Origin of the sequence: Cryobacterium frigoriphilum (assembly GCF_004403305.1) — a bacterium.
Taxonomy (GTDB): Bacteria; Actinomycetota; Actinomycetes; order Actinomycetales; family Microbacteriaceae; genus Cryobacterium; species Cryobacterium frigoriphilum.
The window spans coordinates 96,956-123,813 of record NZ_SOHE01000083.1; the positions used below are offsets into that span (position 1 = coordinate 96,956).

Genomic DNA, 26,858 nt, shown 5'->3' on the forward strand with positions numbered 1-26,858 from the left:
AAAGTGGGACTGACAGTGGGCTCGCAGGCCCGTGCGGCAGAGGTCAGGAGGCCTCGGCCGCGGACACGCGCTGCCAGAGGTCGTCGAGCTGACGCAGGGTTGCTCCCCGGTCACCATCGTTGTCGATGACGACGTCGGCCATGGCGAGACGCTGGGCATCCGTCGCCTGAGCCTGAATGCGGTCGAGGGCCTCGGCGCGGGTCATTCCGCGAGTCGCCACCATGCGTTTCACCCGGGTTTCGCTGCTCGCCTGCACGACGACGATGAGATCGAAGGTGAGGCGGCGGTCTTCGGGGGCCTCGGCAAGCAGCGGAACGTCGTAGACGACGATCGCGTGAGGGTCGAGCACCTCGGCCTCGGCGATGAGTTCGCGGGTGCGCTGCCAGACGGCGGGATGCACGATCGCGTTGAGGCGTTCCCGGCGTTCGTCGTCGGTGAAGATGATGGCCCCCAGGGCCGCTCGGTCGAGGGTGCCGTCGGGACGCAGCATCTCCTCGCCGAATTCGTCGACGATGGCGTCGAGGGCGGGGGTGCCGGGTTCGACGACGATACGGGCGAGTTGGTCGGCGTCGATATGCACGGCGCCGTACGCGGCGAGGCGGGCCGCGACGAATGATTTGCCCGATGCGATGCCGCCGGTGAGGCCGATGAGGTACATGCCTTCATGGTACCGATCCAGCTTCAGCAACCGACGCCGTCGGGGTTCTGCAGGCAGTTTTCCGCCACCAGGGCGGTGCGGATGCGTCCCACCACCACACTCAGAGCGTTGCCCGTCGCGGGCACGAGCCCCGCAACGGTCAACCAGGTCGAACCCGCGAATCGATACTCGGCGCGATAGTCGACCGTGACCGTGCTCGTGTACCGCCCGACAGCCTCGTAGGAGTGCGTGGTATCGGTATCCGTGAACTCGGCCGTGTAGTCGCGCCAAACGGCGCCGCCGGTCGTCGCTGAACCCGATGTTCCGTCGCCATAGTCCCAGCGGTACGAGACCGGGGTGAACCGCACCTCGGCGGGGAGGCCGAGCAAGTTACCGGATTGCACGTGAACGGATGCCGTGGCGATGAAGTTCGCGGGCATCCCTCGCACCGCCCACCCCGCCGGCTGCATCACCTGCACCGGAACGGTCGGAGTGAAACTGACCAGGTCGCTCACCGTGACCGTTGTCGACACCTGACACGCGTCGTCGACCGGCGTGGACCCGCAGTCGAGCGGAAGCGGCAGGACGTAGAAGTCCGCTGTATAATCGCCACCCATGTCCACCCGGCCGCCTGTTTTCGAGCTTTGGGCGCTGCCCCCGTCAGCTGCGTCTCCCGAGTCGCCCTCGTCGGCTCCGTTGGCTCCGTTGGCCCCGTGCGACACCGACGTTGAATCATCACCCCGCAGGACGACGCTGTCTTCGGCTATCTGCCCCGATATTCTCGGACAGATCCCCAGCTGGTAGTCGGCGAGAGCGCACTCGGGCAGGAGGGTGCTCCCGAGAACGGTGACGCCTGACGTGCTGACAATGGCAGAGAAGATGACGACGAGCACGGTCCGCAGCATTAGCAGACACCTCCGCGCGACCAGACGGTCTGTTTCGCGACGATTAGCGAGTTTGCCGACGATGAGCGGTCGAAAGTAACCTCAAACGGAATGCGATCTGGTCGTGCTGCAGACACTGCTGAGGCGCCATTGGCATAAAGAACGTCGGTCTGCGAGACATCCAAGCAGAGATACGCCACCACGATGCCCACGCCATCACGGGCCTTCTCGTCGACCTGTTGCATAGTCACGCTGTCGAAGCCGCTGGTTCCGATGGTGTGCAACCCCTGAGCTCGAACCTTGTCGTACCCCGAGATTTCGATGTCAGCGAACGTCCGCGAGGCGACCAATCGAATGCGTTCCGGCTCCGCACCTCCCTCCGAGAGGATGAGGTCAGACGTCTCGAGGTAGGCGGCGTAGGCGGCCGTGGCGGCCGCGAGGGCCTCCTCGTTGGAGGCGAAGAGCGGGGATATGACCGTGCGAGTCGGGGTGGGTTGAGGCGGCGGTTCGGCGCTCGCCGCGCAGCCGGTCACGCCCGCCAGGGCGGCACCGATCAGAACAAGGTTCAGAATGTGGTGCCGTCGCGGGCTCATGCGGTCACGATAGGGCAACACGCGAACCCGTGGCGAAGTTATGCACAGGCAAATGTGTGAATTAGACGACAGTTTTCGGTGCGCGCTCGCGACATCCGCTGCCCGAACGGCGGGCACGAAAAAGCAGGCCGGGCCCCGAAGGGTCCGGCCTGCCAGATGTACTGCTAGTCAGTGCAGAAGAAAGTACTGACTAGTTGCTGCTGCTGAGCTTCTCGCGCAGTGCGGCGAGTGCCTCGTCGTCGGCGAGCGTGCCGGCTCCGGCAGCTTCGCTCGAGAACGTGTTGCCCGCGGCGGACGCGACATCGCCGACGGCGGTGATCTCGTCGTTCGAGGTTGCAACCTGCTTCTTGTGCGCTTCCCAGCGAGCCTGGGCTGCAGCGTAGTCCTGCTCCCACTTCTCGCGCTGGGAGTCGAAGCCCTCGCGCCACTCGTTGGTCTCCGAGTCGAAACCTTCCGGGTACTTGTAGTTGCCCTGGTCGTCGTACTCGGTGAGCATTCCGTAGAGTGCCGGGTCGAACTCGGTGCCCTCGGGGTCGACACCATCGTTGGCCTGCTTGAGGCTCAGCGAGATGCGACGACGCTCGAGGTCGATGTCGATGACCTTGACGAACACCTCGTCGCCGACCGAGACAACCTGCTCGGCGAGCTCGACGTGCTTGCCGGAGAGCTCGCTGATGTGAACCAGGCCCTCGATGCCCTCGGCAACGCGAACGAACGCGCCGAACGGAACGAGCTTGGTGACCTTACCCGGTGCAACCTGGCCGATGGCGTGGGTGCGGGCGAAGACCTGCCACGGGTCTTCCTGCGTGGCCTTGAGCGACAGGGAAACGCGCTCGCGGTCCAGGTCAACCTCGAGAATCTCGACGGTGACTTCCTGGCCAACCTCAACGACCTCGCTGGCGTGCTCAATGTGCTTCCAGCTGAGCTCGGAAACGTGAACCAGACCATCGACGCCGCCGAGGTCGACGAACGCACCGAAGTTGACGATCGAGGAGACGATGCCCTTGCGGACCTGTCCCTTCTGGAGGTTGTTGAGGAACGTGGTGCGGCTCTCGGACTGAGTCTGCTCGAGCAGGGCACGACGAGACAGCACAACGTTGTTGCGGTTCTTGTCGAGCTCAAGGATCTTCGCTTCGATTTCCTGGCCCAGGTACGGGGTCAGGTCGCGAACGCGACGCAGCTCGATGAGCGAGGCCGGCAGGAAGCCACGAAGGCCGATGTCGACGATGAGTCCACCCTTGACGACCTCGATGACCGAACCGGTGACAACACCGTCGGCCTCCTTGATCTTCTCAACATCGCCCCATGCACGCTCGTACTGAGCGCGCTTCTTCGAGAGGATGAGGCGGCCTTCTTTGTCTTCTTTCTGAAGAACGAGGGCCTCGACCAGGTCGCCGACCTTGACAACCTCGGAAGGGTCAACGTCGTGCTTGATGGAAAGTTCGCGGGAGGGGATGACACCCTCGGTCTTGTAGCCGACGTCGAGGAGAACCTCGTCGCGGTCGATCTTCACAACGGTGCCTTCGATGAGGTCTCCGTCGTTGAAGAATTTCAGAGTCTTTTCGACCGCGGCAAGAAAGTCTTCAGCAGATCCAATGTCGTTGATGGCGACCTGCTTGGGTGCCCGTTCGGTCGTTGCGATTGTCATGTAGTAGTTGCTCCAGGATGGACATAGCTCAGGCCACAGGCAGAAGGATTCAGACAGAGTGAATCAAATCTGAATCAGGTTGTTGTGCTCCGCATATGGCAACGGATAGTTCGTCACAAACGTGACACTCTATGCTAGCTGCCCGCGCAGACGAGGGGCAACTCGACATCCGGCCGAGTTTCGAGCGAATATGGGCCGGTCAGCAGCCGGTCAGCGGCTACGGAACGACGAGAACGTGTCCGACCGCACCGCGCTCGGCATCCGTCATGGCGTGCGTGACGAAGGAATAGGTGCCGGCCTCGGGAAAGCTGAGCTCGACGAAGCCGCCCTGAGCCGGCGCGAGGGCGAGCGTCTGGCTGCCTCCGGTACCGGTGCTGCCGCCCTGACGCAACAGGTACTCGCCCTCGGCGTAGACCGTGTCGAACTGCCCGCCAACGATATGAAAGGAACTCGCCAGGTTCGGCCCCGCGTCGAGCACCCAGAAGCGGATGCGCTCCCCCACTTTCGCGGTCAGCGGCTGCTGCGCATACTGATTGGCATAACCGTTGAAGACGACGAGGTCGGGGGTGGCGGCGGCGATCTTCGCGGAGTCGGCGATACCGCCCTGCGGCCCGAGGTAGAACTCGGACTGCACGAGCAGGTATTCCCGGTCGACCGGGTCGAGCCCGGCGGGGTCGATGACGACCGCGCCAAACATGCCGTTGGCGATGTGAAGCGACATCGGCGTCGTAGAGCAGTGGTAGAGCCAGATTCCCGACCGGGTGGCGGTGAAGGAATACTCGAGGGTCTCGCCGGGCTCGATCGTGCGCATCGGTCCGTCTGGGGCGAGGGCGCCGGCGTGAAAGTCGAGCGAGTGGCCGGTCGTCGCGTCGTTGATCAGGGTGATCGTGAAGGTGTCCCCGACCGTGCCGCGCAGGGTCGGGCCGGGCGCGGTGCCGTTGAAGGGCCACAGCGTCTGGGTCACGCCGGGGGCGACCTCGACCTCGGTGTCGCCGACGCGGAAGGTGTAGTCGTGATGGGTTTCGCTTGACGCCGGCGGCAGGGCGGCGTCGCGGGCCTCGAATCCGGGCGATGGCTCGGCCTGGGCGCCGAGGTCGTCGGCAGCGGTTGCCGCGACGTCGGTTGCGCCAGAATCGGTTGCGCCAGAATCGGCGTGGTCGGCCGCGGCCTCCGTCGATTCCGCCGTCGATTCCGCCGTCGAGCCGGTGACTGCGATCTGCAGCACCATGCCCATCTGGCGGTGTCCGGCGATGGAACACCAGCCCTCACTGCTCGCGGCCATGACACCGGCGTCGACGGTGACCGTCTCTCCCGGTGCCACCCGGCCCGAAGTGACGCCGTTCGCGAGGGTGAGGTCGTGCACGGCGGTGTCGTCGTTGGTGACGGTGAGTTCGAGTCGGTCTCCGGCGGGCACGGTCAGGCGGGACGGCGAGAACCGCATGTCGAGCATCGTCACGGTTGCCGTGGTGACCTCGCCCGAGGCGATGGTCGCGGCGTTCCGAGCGGTGACCGAACCCGAGCCGACGCCGGCCGTGACCGGATCGAGGGCGACGCCGACGGTGACGGCGAGCACGAGCACGGCGACCGCGGCGGCCGCCATTCCGCTGCGCGTGCGACGGGGGCCGGGCGCGGCTGCCGTGACCGCCGCGAGCCTGTCGGCCAGCAACGGCACGGCGGGGGCTGCGCCCCGAGAACGGATGCGCCCGCCCACCACGACCGCGCGCACGAGCAGAACCAGGAAGCTCAGCAGAACCCCGAACACCAGAAGCGAGAGCACGACCTTTACGAGGCTGGGTACCGGCAACAGGTAGAACACGATGCCGCCGTTGACCACGAGCAGGCGAAACAGCGGTGCCCGGTCGAGTTCGGCGGCCGCGGCCTTGCCGGCCTGCGGCCCGCCACCGGAGACCATGGGCACGAGGTAGCTCAGGGCACCGAGCAGCAGCTGCACGGCGAAACCCGCCAGCAGCGGAACAAGCAGCCAGCCGAGGCGATCGACGGCCTCGATCGGGGCCGGAGCGGTCGCCACGAGCACGCCGAGAGCCCCGACGCTGAACGCCAACCAGGCCATCGACGCGGCGAGGCTCCAGCCGGCGAATGTCGTCGGCGGAGCCTGCCGCGCCTGCCGCACGGCCTCCCGCACGACGGGCATGAGGCCGAGCAGATAGAGCAGCGCACCGGCGGCGACGCCGATCGGCTGGCCCGCCAGGCTCGCACCGGCGGCGACCAGCACACCGGCGGCGAGCAGGGGCAGGGCGGTGCGGGCGGCGGCATCCGTTCCGTCTCCGAGGCGGGTGCGCAGCACCGTGGGCCAGAGCAGCAGCAGGGTCCCGACCGCGGTCAGACCGACCCAACCGAGCACGTTGAGAATGATATGCGCCACATAGAGGCGGGCGTGCAGGTCGGCGCCGGTCGCCGGGCCGGCCATCCAGATGCCGAGGCCCACCCCGATGGCGAGGCTCACGCTCGCGGCCACGTAGTAGCGCACCAGCGAGCCGAAGCGGGTGGGTTTGGCCCGGCGCAGCTGGCCGCCGAGCAGGATCGCATGCAAGACCGCGACCGCGCCGACGACGAGGCCGCCGCCGAGCACGAGCGGGAACGCGTTGAGGGTCATGCCGACCATCACGAGGATGGCTCCCAGCGTGTGCCCGGCGAGGCGGATGATCAGCGACCGGCGGCCGCTGAGTGCCGGCCGACGCACCAGGGTGTCGGCGAAGTGCTGGCTCCAGATCAGGATTGCGGTGCTGACGGCGCCGAGCAGCAGCAGGTGCACCATCAGCCAGTCGGCACCGGGCACCATCTGGTGCGTGAGCACGGCGACGCCGAGCACCGCGAGCCAGCCGACGACGACGGCGTTGGTCTGCAGGTACCAGGTGCGGCGGGCGTGCACGCGGGCGGTGACGGGACTCATGCGCCGGCTTTCTGTGGTGCGCTGGCTTTCTGAGGTGCGCTGGGTATCTGTGGTGCGCTGGTTTTCTGAGGGCGGCGACCGACGCCATCCACCGGTCCGCGTACCGCTGAGACCACGGCGATGACGATGAACAGCAGCAGCGCGCTGATGTTGAGCGATCCGCCGAGCTGCAGCATCGAGGGCATGCCCCAGGCATCACCGAAGAGCACCCGCAGCACGAGTGAGGCGTGCAGCAGCGCGACCGGGAGGTACATGATCGGCCGGTACGGCAGCGGGCGGCGCAACACGGCCGGCAAAATGACGGGGGCGTGGGCCATGATCATCGACAGGGTGAAGCCGAGCAGCACCGCGTGGATGACCGCGTCGTAGGCCGGTCCGCTCGTCGCGGCGCCGCCGACGAGCCAGATGACACCGGCGACGACCAGCCAGGCGTAGCCGCTCAGCAGGCACGCCGCCATGTATCGCGGCAGCCCCGTCGCCCGCAGGGTGCGGCGCGCGACATCGTGCAGGAACAGCCAGGACACCACCCACAACAGGGCGAAGCCGAAGAGCGGATAGCCGTAGGCCGGAACGCTGAGGGCGAGCGAAACGCATCCGGTGAGCGACAGCGCCGCCCACAGCAGACCGCGACCGGGGTGGCTGCCACGCAGGGACAGCCGGGCCAGTTCGAGGCGTTCGCCGGCGATGGTGAGCACGAGGAAGGCGCTGAAAGCCGGAATCAGGTGCGCGACCGGTACGGCAGCGAGCCAGAGAAGCGCGGCGACGACGAGGTTGACCCCGCCGAGAAACTGGATCGCGGTGGCGGTCATCGCCTGGCGACGCCAGATGGTGCGGTAGATCAGCAGCAGGCCGATCGCGCCGAGAACGATCGCGCTGCGGCCGATCCAGGTCGGCAGCGGTGCCAGTACGAGCAGGCTGCCGATGCCGAGCAGGGCCGGCGCAGTGAACGCCCACCACTTTTTGATGGCGACCGCCCGTTCGAGCACGATCAGGGTGCCGACGAAGCCGAACACCATGAGCGCGCCGTGCGAGGCCGCCAGCCGATCGGCCAGCGGCGGAACGTCGAAGCCCAGCAGGGCCGTCGCTGCGTAGAGCCCGAACAGCAGCGACGCCCCGGCCGGAGCGAGGAACAGAAAGCGGATGCCCGGGCGATCGATCAGGCCGCGGCGCGGCTTCGCCCGGGCCTGGACTGACGCGACGGCGGGTACAGTCCCGGTGCCAGACGAGGACGGCTCAGCGGGACGCACCCGCCTAGTTTACCGAACCCTATATGCCCGTCCGGGACCGCATCGCGTTCTGCTTCGGTTAGGCCAGCGCCGACCGCAGGGTGTCGAGGCCAACGCCGCCGAGGTCGAGGGCCCGGCGGTGGAACTCCTTGATGGAGAAACTCGAACCCTCGCGGGCGGCACACTCGTCGCGCAACTGCTCCCAGATGCGCTGCCCGACCTTGTACGACGGAGCCTGGCCGGGCCAGCCGAGGTACCGGTTCACCTCGAACTTCACGAAACCCTCGTTCATGTTCACGTTCTGGCCGAGAAACTCGAACGCGTACTCCGCGGTCCACTTTCCGCCGCCGTCGGGGCGCTGCTTGCCGAGGTGCACACCGATATCCAGCACGACGCGGGCGGCGCGCATCCGCTGCCCGTCGAGCATGCCGAGGCGGTCGGCCGGGTCGTCGAGGTAGCCGAGCTGTTCCATCAGCCGTTCGGCGTACAGCGCCCAGCCTTCGGCGTGTCCCGAGGTGCCGGCGAGCTGGCGGCGCCAGGTGTTGAGCTTGGCGCGGTTGTAGACGGCCTGGCCGATCTGCAGGTGGTGCCCGGGAACGCCCTCGTGGTAGACGGTGGTCAGTTCACGCCAGGTGTCGAATTCGGTGACGCCGACCGGAACGGACCACCACATGCGGCCGGGGCGGGAGAAGTCATCCGTTGGTCCGGTGTAATAGATGCCGCCCTCCTGCGTGGGGGCGATCATGCACTCGATGGCCTTGATCTCGTCGGGAATGTCGAACTGAGTGTCGGCGAGTTCGGCGACGGCCCTGTCGCTGGTCTCCTGCATCCACTTCTGCAGGGCGTCGGTTCCGTGCAGTTTGCGGCTCGGGTCGGTGTCGAGAAAGGCGATGGCTTCGAGCACGGTCGCGCCGGGCTTGATCTGGCGGGCGACGCTTTCTTGCTCACTCACCATGCGGGCGAGCTCGTCGACGCCCCACTCATAGGTTTCGTCGAGATCGATGGTCGCGCCGAGAAACTGGCGAGAGGTGAGGGCGTAGTGGTCGCGGCCGACGGCATCCGCCTCGGTGGCGACCGGCGCGAGATCGTTTCGCAGAAAATCGCCGAGCTTCTCGAAGGCCGAGGCCGACCGTCGCGCGCCGAGGCCGAGGTCGCTCGCGAGCGAGGCCGGCAGGCTGCCCTGCTCGAGGCTGGCCTCTGAGGCGAATTCGGCGAAGAAGCCGTCGTTGGCCGAGTGGCGCTGCACCTGGGCGAGCACTTCGAGCACCTGGCGGCGGGCCGGGGTCACTCCCCGCTCGATGCCGAGCCTCAGGGTCTCGATGTAGCCGTCGACGGCGTTCGGCACGGCACCGAGCCGCGACGAGATGTTGCTCCAGTCGTCGACCGTCTTCGTGGGCATGAGGTCGAAAATCTCACGGATGCCCTGGGCCGGGGACGCGATCACGTTCAGGTCCCGAAGCTGCAGGTTGGCCGCGGAGCTCTCGAGTTCGAGGGCCAGTGTGGCCCGCAGGTCGGTCTGAGTGACCCGGTCCACGTCGTCGATCACGGTGGCCGCGTCGAGGGCGGTGATAATCCGGGTGGCCTCGGCGATATAGCGCTCGTGTCCGGCGGGCGAGAAATCGCCGAAGCGCCCGTCGCCCTCGGTGCGTCCGATGTAGGTGCCGACCGTGGGGTCGAGGTCGACGAGGGTATCGACCCAGTCTTCAGCGATCTTGTCGATGGGGGTAGCCGGGCGCTGCACTGCGCCGCTGGCTCCGTTCGTGCTTTTCGCGGTAGTCATGACCCGAGCTTAGAACACGGGCACCGCTCCTACTGGGGGGCGCCGAGCGGGCCCGTTCCTGTGCCCAGTGGCACGGTGCTCATGCTGACCAGTTCCTCGCGCCCGCCGGCTCCGCCCGACACGTCCACCACGAGTACGGGACCGATGCCGGGCGCGTAGAGCTTGTACTGTGCCACGTCGGGTTCGATCGTGATCGTGTCCTTGGTGAGCACCACATCTGAGAATTGTCCGAACGGAACCTGAGCCAGCTCGGAACGACTGAGAACCTCGCCATTGTCTTCGGCCTCCCCGGCGTAGTACTCCTGGCGATAGGACAGCCCCACGACCGGATCGGCCGGCATGACCACACCCGGCAGAGCCCCGTCCACTCCGGCCTCGAACGACCCGGCGGTCGAGCTGATCACACCGTTCTCGAACTCGGCGGTATCTTCGCCGAGATACCACACGGTGCCTTGGTGGTCCTGGGCGTACCAATCAAACGTGTCCTCAATCACTTCGGAACCGCGCCGCACTGTGTCGCGGACGACGCGTGCGGTGATGCCGTTGGCGATGAGTCGGGTGTCGTGGGTCACAGTGACGGTCACGGTGAGTTCGTCGCCCGTTCCGTCGGTTTCACGATAGGTCCACTGTGTTCCGGGCATCATCGGCCAGTAGGGATTGTCGATGGTGACACTGAACGCGGACGGATCCAGTTGGACCGGTGTGCTGCCCCTGGGCAGGTCCGCCGCCGATGCTGGCGTGATGACCTGTGCCGGCGCGCACCCTGTACTGGCGGTGAGAATACTGGCACTGAGAATGCCGGCGCTGAGCGCCAGTCCGAGAACGCTGTGTGAGGGTGACTTCATGATGTTCGCCCCTTCCTGAGTCTGGATACTGCTGGTGCCCGGTGACCCTGGCCGTCTCGGCCGGTCTGGCCCTCAGAGTGCCGCCGTGAGGCTGACTCTGGGCTGAATCGTGCGGATACCGAGGCCCGACCGATTCAGACAGGGTTCAGGCGCCGGAGCCTACGGTCACTGCACCGACGCATCCGTGTCGGTTCCGTCGGGACAGGAGTTGTGTCATGCACGCACCAGAGCACAAAAATGCTGAGCAGCAAAACACGAAGCACGAAAGCGCACAGAATTCGATCAGGATTGCGACGGCACTCGCCGGCACGGTCGCGCTCGCGGCGGGCGGAGTACTGCTGCTCGGAACCTCCGGGGCTATCGGCGCCCCCGGCAAGACGACGGGATCTGCCACCTCGGAGGGCCCCGACGTGGCCATCACCGGCGGCGCGCTCGACCAGGCCAGCGCCGCAGCCCTCGCCCACACGGGCGACGGGGTCGTCACGGAGACCGAGATGAACGACGAAGAAAGCTACTACGAAGTCGAGGTCACCCTGAGCTCAGGCGCCGAGGTCGACGTGCAGCTCGACCAGGGCTTTGCCGTCGTGGGTTCCGAACCGGAGAACTCGTCGGGGCACGAAAACTCTTCAGACGAGTAGAGCACGACACCCCCAGGCCGCCGTCATCGCCGTACTCTGATCGTCATGAAGGTGCTGCTGGTCGACGACGACGTGAAGATCACCGCAATCGTGGCGCGCGGACTGACGGCGGAAGGGTTCACCGTGGACGTTGAACACACGGGCCCGGACGGCCTCTGGCGCGCGACCGAAGGCCATTACGATGTGATCGTGCTCGACATCATGCTGCCGGGACGCAATGGTTTTCTGATCTGCGCCGACCTGCGAGCAGCCGAGAATTGGACCCCGATCCTCATGCTGACGGCCAAGGATGGTGAACTCGACGAGGCTGAGGCTCTGGATACCGGCGCCGACGATTACATCGTCAAGCCGTTCTCTTTTCCCGTGCTGGTCGCACGATTGCGCGCGCTCATGCGGCGCGGAGCATCCGCTGACCCCGGCCCGGACACACTCGCCGACCTCAGTATCGACCCGCGCACCCATCGGGCACGGGTCCGCAGGGAAGAGATCACGCTCACGGCCCGGGAATTCGCCGTACTGTACTTTCTCGTGCACCATGCGGGGCAGCTGGTCTCCAAACACGCGATTCTCGACGGCGTCTGGAGTGACGATTTCGAGGGCGACCCGAACATCGTCGAGGTCTACATCGGGCGGTTGCGACGCACACTCGAGCAGCATGCCAGCCGGGCCATGATTGAGACCGTACGCGGCGCCGGCTATCGCATTGTCGCGGCGGCCTGAGCCATGCGAGGCCTGCTCGGCCTGCGGGGTATGGGCGCTGTCGGTGTGCGTGGCCGCATCACCCTCCTGGCGACCGTTGTCGTTCTGATCGTGCTGGCCGGCACCGGTGCGGCCCTCTCGGCCGTGCAACGATCTGTGCTCACCGACAGCGTCGACGAGGTTCTGCAACGCCAGATCAGCGAGATCGTGGCGCAGATCGATGCCGGCACTCTTCCACCGATCCTTGCCGGGCAGGGTGATGACGAGTCCTACGGCCAGGTGACGGATGCCGCGGGCCGGATCGTCGCCGCCACCCGCGTCACGCCGCCCGCGGGTTCCGCCGCCGATCGGGCGGGCCACGCAGCCGAAGGGCCCCCCGACTTTCGCGTGCGGACCGCACAGCGTGCGGGCCTGCGCATCGACGTCGGCACTCCCCTCGACGACGTCAACGAGAGTGTCGCGGCGTTGGTGAGTGGGCTTCTCGTGGCTGTCCCTGCCGCTGCGGCGCTCCTGGCCGTCATGGTGTGGTTCCTCGTGGGCCGCGTGCTTCGACCGGTCGAGAGAATTCGGCAGGAGGTCGCGGAGATCTCCGGTCGGACCCTCGAACGCCGTGTTCCGGAACCACCCCGCGCCGACGAGATCGGCAGGCTCGCCCGCACGATGAACGGCATGCTCGCCCGCCTGGATGCCTCGGCCAAACGCCAGCAGCGCTTCGTCTCCGACGCCTCCCACGAATTGCGCAGTCCGCTCGCGCGGATCAGGGCTGAATTGGAGGTCGACGAGGCGCATCCCGGCCTCACCGACCCCGAAACCATTCGGAGAAGTGTGCTGGCCGAAACCTTGCTTTTGCAGCACCTGGTCGACGACCTGCTCGAGCTGGCCCGCATCGATGAAGCAGACCTCGGCCCTCCCCACATGATTGTCGACCTCGACGAAATCGTGCGCGGCGAGATCGACCGGGCACGAGCATCCGCTCGCCTCACGGTCACGGTGACGACACTCACCCGTGTGCACGTGCGGGGAGACGCGGCCCAGCTCGGGCGGGTCGTGCGCAACCTACTCGACAACGCAGCCGAACACGGCGGCGGCCAGGCAACGGTCGGGTTGGTGGCCCAGGCGACGGATGCCGTGCTCACCGTTTCCGACGCTGGCCCGGGGATCGAGTCTTCACTGCAGGAGCAGGTCTTTGAGCGCTTCGCCCGTGCCGATGCGGCGCGCTCCGGCAGCGGATTCGGGCTGGGCCTGGCGATCTCGCGTGCCCTCGTGACCGGGCACGGGGGCACGATCCGGCTGCTGGATCGCACGCCGGGGGCGCACATCGAAGTTCGGCTCCCCCTCGAGCCCGACCGGGAACGAGGGGAAACGTCAGGGGGCAGAACCGGTCGCTAGTGGGCGGCGTCGTCCCAGTTAGCGCCGCGGCCGAGCTGCACGTCGAGCGGCACGAGCAGCTCGGCGGCGGTGCCCATGCGGTGCCGCACGACCGTGCTGAGAGCGTCGTACTCCCCCGGCGCGACCTCGAAGATCAATTCGTCATGGACCTGCAGCATCATGCGCGACTCGAAGCCCTCGCTCGCCATGTCCCGGGCGATACCGTTCATGGCGATCTTCATGATGTCGGCCGCCGACCCCTGGATCGGCGCGTTCAGTGCCGCGCGCTCGGCGTTGTCGCGCAGCACGCGGTTCGGGCTGTGCAGGTCGGGGAACGGCCGGCGACGCCCGAACAGGGTCTGGGTGTAGCCGTCGACCTTGGCCTGCTCGACCACGTTGCGCAGGTAGTCACGTACGGCGCCGAAACGGGCAAAGTAGTCCGTCATCAGCTGCTTCGCCTCCTTGTTGTCGATGCGCAGCTGCTTCGACAGGCCGAACGCGCTGAGCCCGTATGCGAGGCCGTAGGACATGGCCTTGACCTTGCTGCGCATCTCGTTGCTCACCTCGGCGGGTTCGACGCCGAAGATGCGGGCACCCACGAAGCGATGCAGGTCTTCGCCGGCGTTGAAGGCCTCGATCAGTCCGGCGTCCTCGGACAGGTGCGCCATGATGCGCATCTCGATCTGCGAGTAGTCGGCGGTCAGCAGGCATTCGGTTCCCGGACCGGCCTGGAACGCGGCGCGGATGCGGCGGCCCTCCTCGGTGCGCACCGGGATGTTCTGCAGGTTGGGGTCGTTCGACGAGATGCGGCCGGTGGTCGTGCCGATCTGCATGTACGTGGTGTGGATGCGACCGGTGCTGTCGATCTCCTTGTCGAGGGTTTCGACGATCTGGCGCAGCTTGGTCGAGTCCCGGTGCTTGAGCAGCAGGTCCAGGAACGGATGCGGGTTGCTGGCCTGCAGATCGGCCAGGGCCCCAGCATCCGTCGAATACCCGGTCTTGTTGGCCCGGGTCTTGGGCATGCCGAGCTGCTCGAAGAGCACGTCCTGCAGCTGCTTGGGTGAGCCGAGGTTCACCTCGCGGCCGATCTCCGCGTAGGCGCTCGCGGCATAGCCGGCGGAGCGTTCGCCGAGCTGGCTCGACAGTTCGGCGAGCTGTTCGTGCGAGACGGCGACGCCGGTGAGCTCCATGCCGACCAGGGTCAGCAGGGTCGGAATCTCGATCTCGGTCAGCAGGGTGCGCGAGCCCTCATCGAGTAGGGCGAGCACGGCCGGCGCGAGGCGCAGGGTGTACCAGGCCTGCAGCGGCGCGCCGCCGTCCTGCTCGTCGGGCACCAGCTGGTTCGGGTCGGTCACCGGCAGGGCCTCGTCCAGGTAGCGGGTGACCAGGTCGACGAGGGTCTTGTCCGGGCCGCCCGGGCGCAGCAGCCAGCCGGCCACGAGGGTGTCGACCGCGAGGCCGCTGAAGGTCAGCTTGGCGCGTTTCAGCGCCTTGAGCTGCGGTTTGGCGTCGTGCATGATCTTGGGGGCGTCGCTCGCCAGCCACGCCTCCAGGGGCGCGTAGTCGCCCCGGTCGGCCTGCCAGGGCAGGGAAATGGTCTCGGTGAGGCTCGCGAGGCCGAACCCGATCGGGCGGCCCTCCTGCACCTCGACGGTGAGTCCGAGCCCGGCCGGCGCGGCCGCCGTCGCGCGCACGAGCCACGCGGCGAGTTCTTCGTCGAGCAGGTTCTGGGCCACCGGGGCGACGGGCGCCGCGACCGCCTCAACGGGGTTCTCGGCGACCGCACCGGCGACGGATGCCCCGCCCGCGGCATCCGCTCCCTCCAGCTTGAGTACGCGGTCGAGCAGGCTCTTGAATTCGAGCCGGCCGAAGATGTCCCTGACGGCGTCCTGATCCATCGCGCCGCGCTGCAGGTTCTCGACGGCGACGTCGAGCTCGACGTTGGTCACGAGCCGGTTCAGCCGGCGGTTGCGAATCGCGTTCTCTTTTTGCTCGCGCAGGTTGTTGCCGACGACGCCCTTGATCTCCTCGGCGTGCTCGAGGATTCCGTCGAGGCTGCCGTACAGGCCGAGCCACTTGACGGCGGTCTTCTCGCCGACCTTGCTGATGCCGATGAGGTTGTCGCTGGTCTCCCCCACGAGAGCAGCCACGTCGGGGTACTGCTCGGGTTCGATGCCGTAGCGCTCGCGAACCCGGGCCGGGTCGTAGCGGGTGAGCGCGGAGACGCCCTGACTGGCCGGGTAGAGCAGGGTGACGTTTTCATTGACGAGCTGGATCGCGTCACGGTCTCCGCTGACGACGAGCACGTTGTAGCCCGCCGCATTGCCCTGCACCGAGAGGGTCGCGAGAATGTCGTCGGCCTCGAAATCTTCCTTGGTGATGGTCGTGATGTTCATCGCGGCCAGCGCCTCCTGCAGCAGCGGAATCTGGCCGAGAAACTCGGGCGGTGTCGCATTGCGGGTTCCCTTGTATTCGGGGTATTCCCGGGTGCGAAACGAGGCCCGCGAGATATCGAAGGCGACGGCGATGTGGGTGGGTTTTTCGTTGCGCAGCAGGCTGAGCAGCATCGACAGAAAGCCGTGAATGGCGTTCGTATGCTGCCCGTCGTGGGTCTGGAAGCTATCCACCGGCAGAGCGAAAAACGCTCGAAATGCCAGGGAATGGCCGTCAATGATCATCAGGGTAGGCTTTTCGGAGTCCAACACTCCCTCAGCCTACAAGCCCCGCGGCCTCTCGGCGCGGGCTGCAGAGGCTGGCCCCGCGACCAAAGGTGATCATGTTCAGTCTGACCGACAACGCCCTCGACTGGGTTCAGCAGCGCGGCGGCGGAGCCCTCGCCGACAAGATGGGGATCGAGTTCACGGAGTTCAGCATCGCCAGGGCCGTGGCCCGCATGCCCGTTGAGGGCAACACCCAACCGGCCATGCTGCTGCACGGTGGCGCCTATGTCGTGCTCGGCGAATCGCTCGGCTCCATGGCCGCGAACCTGCACGCCGGTCCCGGCAAACTCGCCGTCGGCATCGAGATCAACGCGACGCACACCCGCTCGGCGACCAGCGGCTGGGTGACCGCCGTCTGCACGCCGGTGCACCTCGGCCGTACCCTCACGACGCACGAAATCGCGGTAACGGATGACCAGGGTCGCCGCTGCTCGACCATCCGCATCACGAACATCATTCGGGATCTGCCCCCGAAGCCGTGATTCTTCGGCGTTAACAAACAAGCAGGCCCGGTCATCATTGACCGGGCCTGCTTGGGTTGTGCGCTCGTCTGAGCGCGGTGCCGTCTCAGTTACTTCTTGACCGACAGCTGTTCGATGATCGCCTGGGAAACGTCGTGCATCGTGAGGCGGCGATCCATCGACGCCTTCTGAATCCAGCGAAACGCTTCCGGCTCGGTCAGGCCCATCTTCTCGTTCAGCAGGCCCTTGGCGCGGTCGACGAGTTTGCGGGTCTCGAAGCGTTCGACGAGGTCGGCGACCTCGGCCTCGAGGGTGATGATCTGGCTGTAGCGGGAGAGGGCGATCTCGATCGCCGGCAGCAGGTCGTTCGGGGTGAAGGGCTTCACGACATAGGCGAGGGCGCCCGCTTCGCTCGCGCGCTCGACCAGTTCCTTCTGGCTGAACGCGGTCAGCAGCACGACCGGAGCAATGTGCTCCTTCGACAGGCGCTCGGCCGCGCTGATGCCGTCGAGCTGGGGCATCTTGACGTCCATGATGACCAGGTCGGGGCGCAGCTCCCGTGCCAGCGCGACAGCGGTTTCTCCGTCACCGGCTTCGCCAACGACTTCAAAGCCGTTGTCTCGGAGAATTTCGACGATGTCGAGACGGATGAGGGATTCGTCCTCCGCGACGACAACGCGGCGAGGAGGGGTGGGGGTGCTGTCTTGGTCGGTCACAGCGAAAGCCTACGGTATTCTGAACGAGTAGTTGTAAGCCGGTGTGGCGGAATGGCAGACGCGGAGCACTCAAAATGCTTTGTTCGCAAGGACGTGTGGGTTCGAGTCCCACCACCGGTACAGATTATTGAAAGGAAAACCCCAGGTCAGTCTGGGGTTTTGCTGTTTCCCCCCGAAGTGCACGGCGGCCATGCCACACATTCGTGCCACACGAGCGCTGACCTCGGGGCCGGCCACGACCGGTGAGGCACGGACTTCGTGCCTTCCTGCGCGCCCGGAAGGCACGAAGTCCGTGACTCGGCTTCGCCCCGCCGTCAACACGCCGATAGGGTGACGCTGTGCGAGGGTTTTCAGGCGAGGCGGGTGGTGCACGCGTTGCGCCGCCCTCTCCGGGGCTACCCCGGGGCACGCAGACCGACCAGGAACGAACACCGCAGGCACGCCACTGCGCTCCGCGCAGCTCGGTGCCCGCACCGATCGACGAGTCGCCCGGATTCCCTCACACACCCACTTCCAGCCCGGGCAGCCACCCCGGCAAACGGGCACCACGGTGAGGGCGGGTTCGGCCGCGCCGCCACCGACTCCGGCCGCACTCGTGCTCGGGCGCAAACCGCATCCGTCGACGGATGCCCTGGCGGCCACGCTTGCCGCCGCCCTGCTCGGCGCCAAGACGTGGTCGAAGACCGACATGATCGAGGTGGGCGCCCGCGCGCTCGGTGCCCGCCGCCGCTGGCTGGGCCCCCTCGCGAGCGAGATTCTGAGCTCCTACCCGCGGGCGCCGACGGATGCGCCGCGCGAGTTGGCCGCACACATCACCGGCTGCACCGCCTTCAGCAACGCCGTCGAGGAAGCCACCAGTCGGGGCGTCCCGATCACCATCGCCAGCTATCCCCTGACTCCGCCCCAGGCCGGCGCAGTCACATCCGCGCTCCCGCGACTCGACACCCTCGGCGACCTTGCGGCACTGCTCGGGCTGACCCCGGGAGAACTCGACTGGTTCGCCGACACCGGCCACTGGAATCGCCGAGCCCGCCCCGGGGTGCTGCACCACTACCGCTACGAGTGGCGAGCACGGCCGGGGCGCACGCCGCGCCTGCTCGAGGTGCCCGGTACCCGCCTGCGCGCCCTCCAGCGCACCCTGCTGAACGACCTGCTCGGCCTGATCCCGGCGCACCCGGCCGCGCACGGCTTCGTTCCGGGCCGCAGCGCCGTGACCGGTGCCGCCCGGCACACCGGCGCCGCCGTCGTCATCAGCCTCGACCTCACGTCGTTCTTCGCCAGCGTGAGCGCGCAGAACATCTACGGCACCCTGCGGCGGGTCGGCTATCCCGAGGCGGTCGCGTACTCGCTCACCGGACTGTGCACCCACGCGGTCCCGCCGCGGGTGATCGCCGCGATGCCGCCGGGCGGCGACCCGGGTGAGCGGGCAGCACTGCGGCGAGCTCTGGCGAGTGCACATCTGCCGCAGGGCGCCCCGACTTCCCCCGTGCTCGGCAACCTCGCCATCCGCCGCCTCGACGCGCGCCTCGACGGCTGGGCCGAAGCCGCAGAGGCGACGTACACCCGGTACGCCGACGACCTTGCCTTCAGCGGCGGCGACGCGCTGCACCGGCGGGCGGATGCCTTCGTACGCGGCGTCACACGCCTCGTCACGGCCGAAGGTCACACCGTGAACCCGCACAAGACGCGGGTGAGGCCGGCCAGCGTGCGGCAAAGCGTCACCGGCATCGTCGTCAACGCGCGCCCGAACCTGGTGCGGGTCGAGGCCGACCGGCTCAAGGCGATCGTGCACAACTGCGTCGTACATGGCCCGGCCGGCCAGAACCGCGGGGCCCACCCCGACTTTCGGGCGCACCTGCTCGGCCGCATCTCGTGGGTCGAACAGCTCAACCCTCAGCGCGGCGCCCGCCTACGCGCCACTTTCGCCCGCATCCGCTGGTAAACACGCGCCGCACACACGCGAAAGCGGGTGAATCGTCGGTCTGACAGTGTCTGACCGACGATTCACCCGCCTTCGCGAGAGGGAAGCCTACTTGCGCACGTAGGCGGGAGCGGCCTCATTGTGGGCGTCACCGACGCGGTGCACCCGGATGTCGTTCGTGGAACCCACGATGCCGGGAGGGGATCCGGAGATCACCACGACCTTGTCGCCGATCTGAGCCAGACCCTCACCCAACAGAATGTCGTCGACCTGAGCGAACATCGCGTCCGTGTGCGTCACCGTGTCCACGAGGAACGTCTGCACGCCCCAGGTGAGCGCGAGACGACGACGGATGCCGGGCTCGGGCGTGAAGGCGAGCATCGGGATGTGAGACCGCAGGCGCGCCATGCGACGGGCCGAGTCGCCCGACTCGGTGAAGATGCAGAGGTACTTCGCCTCGACGAACTCGGCGACCTCGATCGCGGCGAGGGTGATCGCCCCGCCCTGGGTACGCGGACGGTTCGTGAGCTTCGCGATACGCTCCAGGCCGTGCTCCTCGGTGGAGTCGACGATGCGTGCCATAGTCTGCACCGTGGTGACGGGGTAAGCCCCGACACTGGTCTCACCGCTGAGCATGACCGCGTCGGCGCCATCGAGCACGGCGTTGGCGACATCGGACGTCTCGGCGCGGGTCGGCACCGGGCTGTGGATCATGGACTCGAGCATCTGCGTGGCGACGATGACCGGCTTGGCCATGCGACGTGCGATCTCAACGGCGCGCTTCTGCACGATCGGCACGGCCTCAAGAGGAAGTTCAACGCCCAGGTCGCCACGGGCGACCATGATCGCGTCAAACGCGTCAACGATGTCCTCGAGGTTCTCCACGGCCTGCGGCTTCTCGATCTTGGCGATCACCGGAACCCGACGACCCTCCTCGGCCATGATCTCGTGCACACGGGTGATGTCTTCCGCGTTGCGCACGAACGACAGCGCGATCAGGTCGGCGCCGAGGCGCAGCCCCCAACGCAGGTCGGCTTCGTCCTTCTCGGACAGGGCCGGCACATTGACGGCAACGCCGGGCAGGTTGATGCCCTTGTTGTTCGAGACCGGGCCGGCGACGATGACCTTCGTGGTGACGACGACGCCATCCGTTTCGACGACCTGTACCTTCACCTTGCCGTCATCGATGAGCAGAAAGTCGCCCGCCGACACATCCTGAGGCAAACCCTTGAAGGTCGTGCCGCACAGGTCTTTGGTGCCCACGACGTCTTCGGTCGTGATCTTGAAAATGTCCCCGACGGCGAGCTCGTACGGCCCGCCCTCAAACTTGCCGAGGCGAATCTTGGGGCCCTGCAGGTCGACCATCACGGCGACGGCGCGCCCCGAGTCGTTGGCGGCCTTACGCACGTTCGCGTAGACACTTTCGTGCACCTGGTAGTTGCCGTGGCTGAGGTTCATGCGGCAGACGTCAACGCCTGCATCGATCAGCGCTCGGATCTGCTCGTAGCTGGCAGCTGCCGGCCCGAGGGTGGCGACGATTTTAGCGCGTCTCATGCTGGTGGATCTCCGGTTTCCGCGCCCAGAAGGCGCATTGTGACAGGGTCGAGAAAGTAGGGGGAATTACAGGGCGAAGGCGCGGGCATCCGCGGTGACGGGCGAGGGCAGCTGGGTGTCGCCCTCCAGAAAGCGATCGACAGCGGATGCCGCGGCGCGGCCCTCCGCGATCGCCCAGACGATGAGGGACTGGCCACGACCGGCGTCACCGGCCACGAAGACACCCTCCTGGCTGGTCTGGTAGGCCGCATCGCGGTCTACGTTGCCCCGGTCGGTGAACGGCAGGCCGAGCTGGTGACCGAGGTCGGTCGGTTCCGGTCCGGTGAAGCCCATCGCGAGCAGCACGAGGTCCGCGGGAATCTCCCGCTCGGTGCCGGCCTTCGGCACCCGACGTCCGTCGAGGTATTCGGTTTCGGCGATGCGCAGCGCACGCACCTCTCCGACCTCGTTGGAGAGAAACTCGATCGTCGACGCGAGGTATTCGCGGGTACCGCCCTCTTCGTGGGCGCTCGACACCTCGAACAGCGTCGGGGACATGGGCCACGGCTGGTGCTCGGGGCGGTTGGTGCCCGGCTGCTTGCCGATCGCGAGGTTCGTGACGGATGCCGCCAGCTGGCGGTGCGCCGTGCCGATGCAGTCCGCTCCGGTGTCGCCACCGCCGAGAACCACGACGTGCTTGCCCTCGGCCGTGATCTGCTGGTCGACGCTGTCGCCGGCGCCGACCTTGTTCTGCTGCACGAGGTATTCCATGGCGAAGTGCACGCCGGGCAGGTCGCGGCCCGGGATCGGCAGGTCGCGCGGAACCATGGCGCCGGTCGCGATCACGACGGCGTCGTACCGGGTGCGCAGCGAATCCCACGTGATGTCCACGCCGATGTTAACGCCGGCCCGGAAACGGGTGCCCTCGGCCGTCATCTGGGCGAGACGCAGCTCGAGGTGCTTCTTTTCCATCTTGAAGTCCGGGATGCCGTAGCGCAGCAGCCCGCCGATACGGTCGTCACGCTCGAAGACGGCGACGGTGTGGCCGGCCCGAGTGAGCTGCTGGGCGGCGGCCAGTCCGGCAGGCCCCGACCCGACGACGGCGACGGTCTTGCCGGTCAGGCGGCCGGGAGGCTGCGGCGTGACCCAGCCCTCGGCGAAGGCCTGGTCGATGATCGAGACCTCGACCTGCTTAATCGTGACGGCCGGCTGGTTGATGCCAAGCACACACGACGATTCACACGGTGCCGGGCAGAGCCGTCCGGTGAATTCGGGAAAGTTGTTCGTAGCGTGCAGGCGCTCGATGGCCTGCTGGCCCTCGTCACGCCAGACCAGATCGTTCCACTCGGGAATCAGGTTGCCGAGCGGGCAGCCCTGATGGCAGAACGGCACGCCACAGTCCATGCAGCGGCCGGCCTGGCGCTTGAGCACGGCGGAGTCGCCCTGCTCGTAGACCTCTTTCCAGTCCATGAGGCGCACGGCGACGGGGCGCCGCGCGGGAAGCTCACGTTCGGTGGTCTTCAGGAATCCCTTCGGATCAGCCATTGGTAACCTCCATGATTCGGTTCCAGACCACGTCGCCGTCGGGATCGAGTCCCTCGTCAACGGCGGTCTGTCGGGTCAAGAGCACGGCCGCGTAGTCCCGCGGCAGTACCTTGACGAAAGCGTCGAGTGTGTCATCGATCGAGGCCAGGAACCGCGCGGCCAGCGCCGAGTCGGTTTCGACGACGTGCTGTTCGAGCAGGTCGCGCAGAATCTCGCGGTCGGCGCTGCCGAGCGCCGAGAGCGTGAGCTCCCCGGAGGCGAGCGAGTCACGGTTGACCCGTTCGGCGGTGAGCTTGTAGACGTAGGCGGTGCCGCCGGACATGCCGGCACCGAGGTTGCGCCCGGTTTCGCCGAGGATGACGGCGAGCCCGCCGGTCATGTACTCGAGGGCGTGGTCACCGACGCCCTCGACGACCGCGGTCGCCCCTGAGTTGCGCACCAGGAACCGTTCACCGACGATACCGCGAATGAACATGCTGCCCTGGGTGGCTCCGTAGCCGATGACGTTACCGGCGATGACGTTGTCCTCGGCGGCGAACACGGCGCTGCGCGGGGGCCGCACAACGATCTGCCCGCCGGAGAGGCCCTTGCCCACGTAGTCGTTGGATTCACCCTCGAGCCGCAGCGTGATTCCGCTCGGCAGGAACGCCCCGAAGGACTGTCCGGCCGACCCGGTGAGGGTGACGGTGATCGATCCGGTCGGCAGGCCGTTCTCGCCGTGCCGCAGGGTGACCTCGTGGCCCAGCATCGTGCCCACGGCGCGCTCGGTGTTGCGGATCGGCAGGTCGATGGTGATCTGGCCGCCGTGCTCGAGCACGCTCTTGCTGCGTCGAATGAGCTCGTTGTCGAAGTGCTTCTCGAGCTCGTGCTCCTGGGCCCGTCCGGACTGACGCGGTTCGGCGTCGGCGAAGTCGGGGCCGATCAGGATCGGCGACAGGTCGAGGCCGGATGTCTTCCAGTGGCTGAGCGCGCCGTTGACGTTGATGACGTCGCGGTGTCCGATGGCCTCTTCGAGGCTGCGGAAGCCGAGTTCGGCGAGGTACTCGCGCACCTCCTGCGCGATGAACTCGAAGAAGTTCACCACGTAGTCGGCCTTGCCAGAGAACCGCTTGCGCAATTCAGGGTTCTGGGTGGCGACGCCGACCGGGCAGGTATCGAGGTGGCAGACCCGCATCATGATGCAGCCCTCCACGATCAGCGGCGCGGTCGCGAAGCCGAACTCTTCGGCGCCGAGAAGAGCGCCGATGATCACGTCGCGACCGGTCTTCAGCTGGCCGTCGACCTGCAGAATGACACGGTCGCGCATACCGTTGAGCATGAGCGTCTGCTGGGTCTCGGCGAGGCCGAGCTCCCAGGGGGTGCCGGCGTGCTTGAGCGAGTTGAGCGGGCTCGCGCCGGTACCGCCGTCGTGACCCGAGATGAGAATCACGTCGGAGAGCGCCTTCGCGACTCCGGCCGCGACCGCGCCGATTCCCGACTGGCTGACGAGCTTGGTGTGGATACGCGCCTTCGGGTTGGCGCGCTTGAGGTCGAAGATCAGCTGCTTGAGGTCTTCGATCGAGTAGATGTCGTGGTGCGGCGGCGGTGAGATGAGGCCGACACCGGCGGTCGCGTTGCGGGTGCGCGCGATCCACGGATATACCTTGGTCGGCGGCAGCTGACCGCCCTCGCCGGGCTTGGCGCCCTGAGCGAGTTTGATCTGGATGTCGTCGGCGTGCGTCAGGTACATGCTCGTGACGCCGAAACGTCCGGAAGCGACCTGCTTCACTGCGCTGCGCCGAGTGGGGTCGAGCAGACGGTCGAGGTCTTCGCCGCCCTCACCGGTGTTCGAGCGCCCGCCGAGGCGGTTCATGGCGATCGCGAGGGTTTCGTGGGCCTCCTGCGAGATGGAGCCGTAGCTCATCGCGCCGGTGGAGAACCGTTTCACGATCGACGCGACCGATTCGACCTCATCGAGCGGCACTGCATGGCGCTGCCCCTGTTTGAAGGTGAACATGCCCCGCAGGGTCATCAGCGTCGTCGACTGGTCGTCAACGAGTTTGGTGTACTCGCGGAAGATGTCGTACCGGCGGGTGCGGGTTGAGTGCTGCAGCCTGAAGATGGTCTCCGGGTTGAAGAGGTGCGGGGCACCATCGCGGCGCCACTGGTACTCGCCGCCGGTGTTGAGCCGCTCATGGGCGGTCACCGCGGCATCCGCCGGATACGCGTAGGCGTGACGCTCGAGGTTCTCGGAGGCGACAACGTCGATTCCGACACCGCCGAGCTTGCTCGTCGTTCCGGTGAAGTAGCGGTCGACGAAGTCCTGGCTGAGGCCGACGGCCTCGAAGGCCTGCGCTCCCGCGTAGGACGACACCGTGGAGATGCCCATCTTCGACATGATCTTGAGCACGCCCTTGCCGAGCGCCTTGATGACGTTGGCGACGGCCTTCTCCGGCGAGACGTTGGGGATGACCCCGCGTCGCGACAGGTCTTCGCACGTTTCCATGGCGAGGTAGGGGTTGACGGCTGAGGCGCCATAGCCGATCAGGAGGGCCACATGGTGCACCTCGCGCACGTCGCCGGCCTCGACGACGATGCCGACCTTCATGCGGTTTTCGGTGCGAATCAGGTGGTGGTGCACGGCGGCGATCATGAGCAGCGACGGGATCGGAGCCAGGTCCTTCGTCGAGTCCCGATCGGAGAGCACGATGAAGTGCGCTCCGGCGGCGATGGCCTCGTCTACCTCACGGCACACCGCGTCGAGGGCATCCGACAGAGCGTCGGGGCCCTCTTCGACCCGGTACAGGCCGCGGATGGTCGTCGTGGTACGACTGCCAGGTGCCGGGTCGATGTGCTGGATCTTGGCGAGCTCGTCGTTGTCGATCACCGGAAAGTCGAGCACGACCTGACGGGCGTGCTCGGGACCGGCGGAGAGCAGGTTGCGCTCCGGGCCGAGTCCGAGGGCGAGGGAGGTGACGACCTCTTCACGAATCGAGTCGAGCGGCGGGTTGGTGACCTGCGCGAACTGCTGCGTGAAGTAGTCGAACAGCAGCCGCGGACGCTCGCTGAGCACCGCAATGGGCGTGTCTGATCCCATTGCGCCGATCGGCTCTGCGCCGTTGCGGGCCATCGGCGTGAGCAGAATGCGCACTTCTTCTTCGGTGTACCCGAAGGTGCGCTGGCGGCGCACAACCGACTTCGGCGGGTGCACGATGTGTTCGCGCTCCGGCAGGTCTTTCAGGTTGATGCGGCCCTCGTCGAGCCACTCTCCCCAGGGTGCGCTGGCGGCCAGGTCGGCCTTGATCTCGTCGTCTTCGATCAGGCGACCGGCGACGGTATCCACGAGGAACATCTTGCCGGGACGCAGCCGGCCCTTGCGCACGACGCGGCTCGGGTCGATGTTCAAGACACCGATCTCGCTCGCGAGCACGACGAGGCCGTCGTCGGTGATCAGGTACCGACCGGGGCGCAGGCCGTTACGGTCGAGGGTCGCGCCGACGAGTGAACCGTCGGTGAAGATAATCGCGGCCGGGCCGTCCCACGGTTCCATGAGCATGGAGTGGTACTCGTAGAAGGCGCGGCGCTCGGCGTCGAGGTCAGGCTGATTCTCCCACGCTTCGGGCACCATCATCATGACGGAGTGCGGCAGGGACCGGCCGGACAGGGCGAGAAGTTCCACGACCTCGTCGAAGGAGGCCGAGTCGCTCGCGCCGGGGGTCACGATCGGCAGCAGCGGCGCGAGGTCGCCGAGCAGTTCGGATTCGAGCTGCGACTGGCGGGCCCGCATCCAGTTGCGGTTGCCCTGCACGGTGTTGATCTCACCGTTGTGCGCGATCATACGGAACGGCTGTGCGAGCGGCCACGACGGGAACGTGTTGGTGGAGTAGCGCGAGTGCACGAGGGCGAGGGTCGAGACGAAGCGTTCGTCTGACAGGTCAGGGTAGAACGGCTCGAGCTGCAGGGTCGTGACCATGCCCTTGTAGACCAGGGTGCGGCAGGATAGGGAGACGAAGTAGATCTCGCACTCTCGCTCGGCGCGCTTGCGCAGCCGGTAGGTCAGGCGGTCAAGAGCGATGTCGCTGAGCAGTTCGGGGGCATCGTCGCCGGTCATGCCGGCGCGTGAACTCTTGACGAAGAGCTGCTGAATCGTGGGCATGGCGGCCCGGGCGAGTGCCCCGACCTCGTCGGGGCGCACGGGAACCTCGCGCCAGCCGAGGATGGTCAGGTTCTCTTCCTCGGCGATGCGACGGATGGTGCGCTTGATGCTCGTGCGCTTCATCGGGTCGCTCGGCAGGAACACGTTGCCGACCGCGTACCGGCCCACTTCGGGCAGGTCGAAGTCCGTGACCGCGCGCAGGAACGCGTCGGGAATCTGCGTGACGATGCCCGCTCCGTCACCGGTGCCGGCGTCGGAGCCGACCGCACCTCGGTGTTCGAGGTTGCGCAGGGCATCGAGCGCGAGGTCGATGATGTCGTGCCCGGCGGTGCCGCGCAGGGTGGCGACCATGGCGAGGCCACAGGCGTCGCGTTCATCGTCCGGGTTGTACAGGCCTTGGCTGGCCGGAACCGTGCTGAATTTGGAGTAGAGAGGTTGCTGCGCCATTAAGACCGTCCTCACGTGCATGACTGGCAGGGCGGCACTGGCCCGCTGCTGGAACTAACTAGTACTGTGTTGCCGGTCATTGGATGCTGCCGGTCTGGGTGGCCGGACTGGGGCCGGCCGCGGGCGGGGTGCAGGTTCCGTATGGCGGAAC

General features: G+C 67.0%; 18 protein-coding genes and 1 tRNA gene. 6 read left to right on the plus strand and 13 right to left on the minus strand.

Annotation, left to right across the window (positions count from 1 at the left end; genetic code table 11):
- Window positions 1-43 precede the first annotated feature (43 nt).
- The 8 genes from coaE to E3T55_RS18590 form a co-directional block, all read right to left on the minus strand.
- Complete coding sequence (gene coaE / locus E3T55_RS18555) at window positions 44-658, minus strand: dephospho-CoA kinase (protein ID WP_134521021.1); 615 nt, start codon at window positions 656-658, stop codon at window positions 44-46.
- Window positions 659-681: 23 nt separating this feature from the next.
- The gene (locus E3T55_RS18560; protein ID WP_134521022.1) at window positions 682-1,542 is read right to left on the minus strand and encodes a PKD domain-containing protein; all 861 of its coding nucleotides are present in this window, start codon (window positions 1,540-1,542) and stop codon (window positions 682-684) included.
- On the minus strand, window positions 1,542-2,114 hold the full coding sequence (locus tag E3T55_RS18565; RefSeq protein WP_134521023.1) for a hypothetical protein: 573 nt from the start codon (window positions 2,112-2,114) through the stop codon (window positions 1,542-1,544). Before E3T55_RS18565 ends, E3T55_RS18560 begins: the two co-directional genes overlap by 1 nt.
- Window positions 2,115-2,304: 190 nt before the next feature.
- On the minus strand, window positions 2,305-3,762 hold the full coding sequence (gene rpsA / locus E3T55_RS18570; protein ID WP_134521024.1) for a 30S ribosomal protein S1: 1,458 nt from the start codon (window positions 3,760-3,762) through the stop codon (window positions 2,305-2,307).
- A 217-nt stretch (window positions 3,763-3,979) separates the two neighbouring features.
- A complete protein-coding gene (locus tag E3T55_RS18575; protein WP_134521025.1) occupies window positions 3,980-6,673 on the minus strand; it encodes a multicopper oxidase domain-containing protein in 2,694 nt (897 codons plus the stop codon).
- Window positions 6,670-7,920: a hypothetical protein gene (locus E3T55_RS18580; RefSeq protein ID WP_198418606.1), complete on the minus strand. Its 1,251-nt coding sequence runs from the start codon at window positions 7,918-7,920 to the stop codon at window positions 6,670-6,672. The genes E3T55_RS18575 and E3T55_RS18580 overlap by 4 nt, the downstream gene beginning before the upstream one ends.
- A gap of 58 nt (window positions 7,921-7,978) precedes the next feature.
- Window positions 7,979-9,679: a DUF885 domain-containing protein gene (locus tag E3T55_RS18585; protein WP_134521026.1), complete on the minus strand. Its 1,701-nt coding sequence runs from the start codon at window positions 9,677-9,679 to the stop codon at window positions 7,979-7,981.
- Between the two features lie 29 nt (window positions 9,680-9,708).
- Window positions 9,709-10,524, minus strand: coding sequence for a hypothetical protein (locus E3T55_RS18590; RefSeq protein ID WP_134521027.1), 816 nt, complete (start codon window positions 10,522-10,524; stop codon window positions 9,709-9,711).
- 215 nt (window positions 10,525-10,739) lie between these two features.
- On the opposite strand from E3T55_RS18590, the gene E3T55_RS20490 reads away from it, so the two are divergent.
- Genes E3T55_RS20490 through E3T55_RS18605 form a run of 3 tightly spaced genes read left to right on the plus strand, consistent with a single transcriptional unit; the run spans window position 10,740 to window position 13,250 of the window.
- Complete coding sequence (locus E3T55_RS20490) at window positions 10,740-11,162, plus strand: PepSY domain-containing protein (protein WP_174775490.1); 423 nt, start codon at window positions 10,740-10,742, stop codon at window positions 11,160-11,162.
- Window positions 11,163-11,207: 45 nt separating this feature from the next.
- Entirely contained in the window at window positions 11,208-11,882 is a 675-nt protein-coding gene (locus E3T55_RS18600) for a response regulator transcription factor (protein ID WP_134521028.1), read from the plus strand.
- Between the two features lie 3 nt (window positions 11,883-11,885).
- Window positions 11,886-13,250, plus strand: coding sequence for a sensor histidine kinase (locus E3T55_RS18605; RefSeq protein ID WP_134521029.1), 1,365 nt, complete (start codon window positions 11,886-11,888; stop codon window positions 13,248-13,250).
- On the opposite strand, the gene polA is transcribed toward E3T55_RS18605, so the two are convergent.
- Complete coding sequence (gene polA / locus E3T55_RS18610; protein WP_134521030.1) at window positions 13,247-15,934, minus strand: DNA polymerase I; 2,688 nt, start codon at window positions 15,932-15,934, stop codon at window positions 13,247-13,249. The two genes, E3T55_RS18605 and polA, sit on opposite strands and share 4 nt — an antisense overlap.
- A gap of 71 nt (window positions 15,935-16,005) precedes the next feature.
- On the opposite strand from polA, the gene E3T55_RS18615 reads away from it, so the two are divergent.
- Window positions 16,006-16,431 (plus strand): hotdog fold thioesterase, encoded by a 426-nt coding sequence (locus tag E3T55_RS18615; RefSeq protein ID WP_134521031.1) that lies wholly within the window; start codon window positions 16,006-16,008, stop codon window positions 16,429-16,431.
- Window positions 16,432-16,520: 89 nt separating this feature from the next.
- Here E3T55_RS18615 and E3T55_RS18620 read toward each other — a convergent pair whose 3' ends face one another.
- Window positions 16,521-17,126 carry an ANTAR domain-containing response regulator gene (locus E3T55_RS18620; RefSeq protein ID WP_119972969.1) on the minus strand — a complete coding sequence of 202 codons (606 nt, stop codon included), beginning with the start codon at window positions 17,124-17,126 and terminating at the stop codon, window positions 16,521-16,523.
- 37 nt (window positions 17,127-17,163) lie between these two features.
- Between E3T55_RS18620 and E3T55_RS18625 the strand changes: the two genes are divergently transcribed.
- Together E3T55_RS18625 and E3T55_RS18630 are read left to right on the plus strand one after the other, a co-directional pair.
- Window positions 17,164-17,246 (plus strand) — tRNA-Leu (locus tag E3T55_RS18625).
- A 430-nt stretch (window positions 17,247-17,676) separates the two neighbouring features.
- Window positions 17,677-19,068, plus strand: a complete 1,392-nt coding sequence (locus E3T55_RS18630) for a reverse transcriptase family protein (RefSeq protein WP_198418607.1) — start codon at window positions 17,677-17,679, stop codon at window positions 19,066-19,068.
- 87 nt (window positions 19,069-19,155) lie between these two features.
- Here the strand turns inward: E3T55_RS18630 and pyk are convergent, their stop codons facing one another.
- The 3 genes from pyk to gltB form a co-directional block, all read right to left on the minus strand.
- The gene (gene pyk / locus E3T55_RS18635; RefSeq protein ID WP_134521032.1) at window positions 19,156-20,601 is read right to left on the minus strand and encodes a pyruvate kinase; all 1,446 of its coding nucleotides are present in this window, start codon (window positions 20,599-20,601) and stop codon (window positions 19,156-19,158) included.
- Between the two features lie 66 nt (window positions 20,602-20,667).
- Window positions 20,668-22,125, minus strand: coding sequence for a glutamate synthase subunit beta (locus E3T55_RS18640; protein WP_134521033.1), 1,458 nt, complete (start codon window positions 22,123-22,125; stop codon window positions 20,668-20,670).
- Window positions 22,118-26,707, minus strand: a complete 4,590-nt coding sequence (gene gltB / locus E3T55_RS18645) for a glutamate synthase large subunit (protein WP_134521034.1) — start codon at window positions 26,705-26,707, stop codon at window positions 22,118-22,120. The genes E3T55_RS18640 and gltB overlap by 8 nt, the downstream gene beginning before the upstream one ends.
- Between the last annotated feature and the right edge of the window lie 151 nt (window positions 26,708-26,858).

Excerpts from the sequence above, each read along its gene's own strand:
- E3T55_RS18615 (WP_134521031.1), top strand. The coding sequence starts at position 16,006 with ATGTTCAGTCTGACCGACAACGCCCTCGACTGGGTTCAGCAGCGCGGC.
- gltB (WP_134521034.1), bottom strand. The coding sequence starts at position 26,707 with ATGGCGCAGCAACCTCTCTACTCCAAATTCAGCACGGTTCCGGCCAGC.
- E3T55_RS18590 (WP_134521027.1), bottom strand. The coding sequence starts at position 10,524 with ATGAAGTCACCCTCACACAGCGTTCTCGGACTGGCGCTCAGCGCCGGC.
- E3T55_RS18560 (WP_134521022.1), bottom strand. The coding sequence starts at position 1,542 with ATGCTGCGGACCGTGCTCGTCGTCATCTTCTCTGCCATTGTCAGCACG.
- E3T55_RS18600 (WP_134521028.1), top strand. The coding sequence starts at position 11,208 with ATGAAGGTGCTGCTGGTCGACGACGACGTGAAGATCACCGCAATCGTG.
- E3T55_RS20490 (WP_174775490.1), top strand. The coding sequence starts at position 10,740 with ATGCACGCACCAGAGCACAAAAATGCTGAGCAGCAAAACACGAAGCAC.
- E3T55_RS18585 (WP_134521026.1), bottom strand. The coding sequence starts at position 9,679 with ATGACTACCGCGAAAAGCACGAACGGAGCCAGCGGCGCAGTGCAGCGC.
- pyk (WP_134521032.1), bottom strand. The coding sequence starts at position 20,601 with ATGAGACGCGCTAAAATCGTCGCCACCCTCGGGCCGGCAGCTGCCAGC.
- E3T55_RS18605 (WP_134521029.1), top strand. The coding sequence starts at position 11,886 with ATGCGAGGCCTGCTCGGCCTGCGGGGTATGGGCGCTGTCGGTGTGCGT.
- E3T55_RS18565 (WP_134521023.1), bottom strand. The coding sequence starts at position 2,114 with ATGAGCCCGCGACGGCACCACATTCTGAACCTTGTTCTGATCGGTGCC.
- coaE (WP_134521021.1), bottom strand. The coding sequence starts at position 658 with ATGTACCTCATCGGCCTCACCGGCGGCATCGCATCGGGCAAATCATTC.
- rpsA (WP_134521024.1), bottom strand. The coding sequence starts at position 3,762 with ATGACAATCGCAACGACCGAACGGGCACCCAAGCAGGTCGCCATCAAC.
- E3T55_RS18575 (WP_134521025.1), bottom strand. The coding sequence starts at position 6,673 with ATGAGTCCCGTCACCGCCCGCGTGCACGCCCGCCGCACCTGGTACCTG.
- E3T55_RS18640 (WP_134521033.1), bottom strand. The coding sequence starts at position 22,125 with ATGGCTGATCCGAAGGGATTCCTGAAGACCACCGAACGTGAGCTTCCC.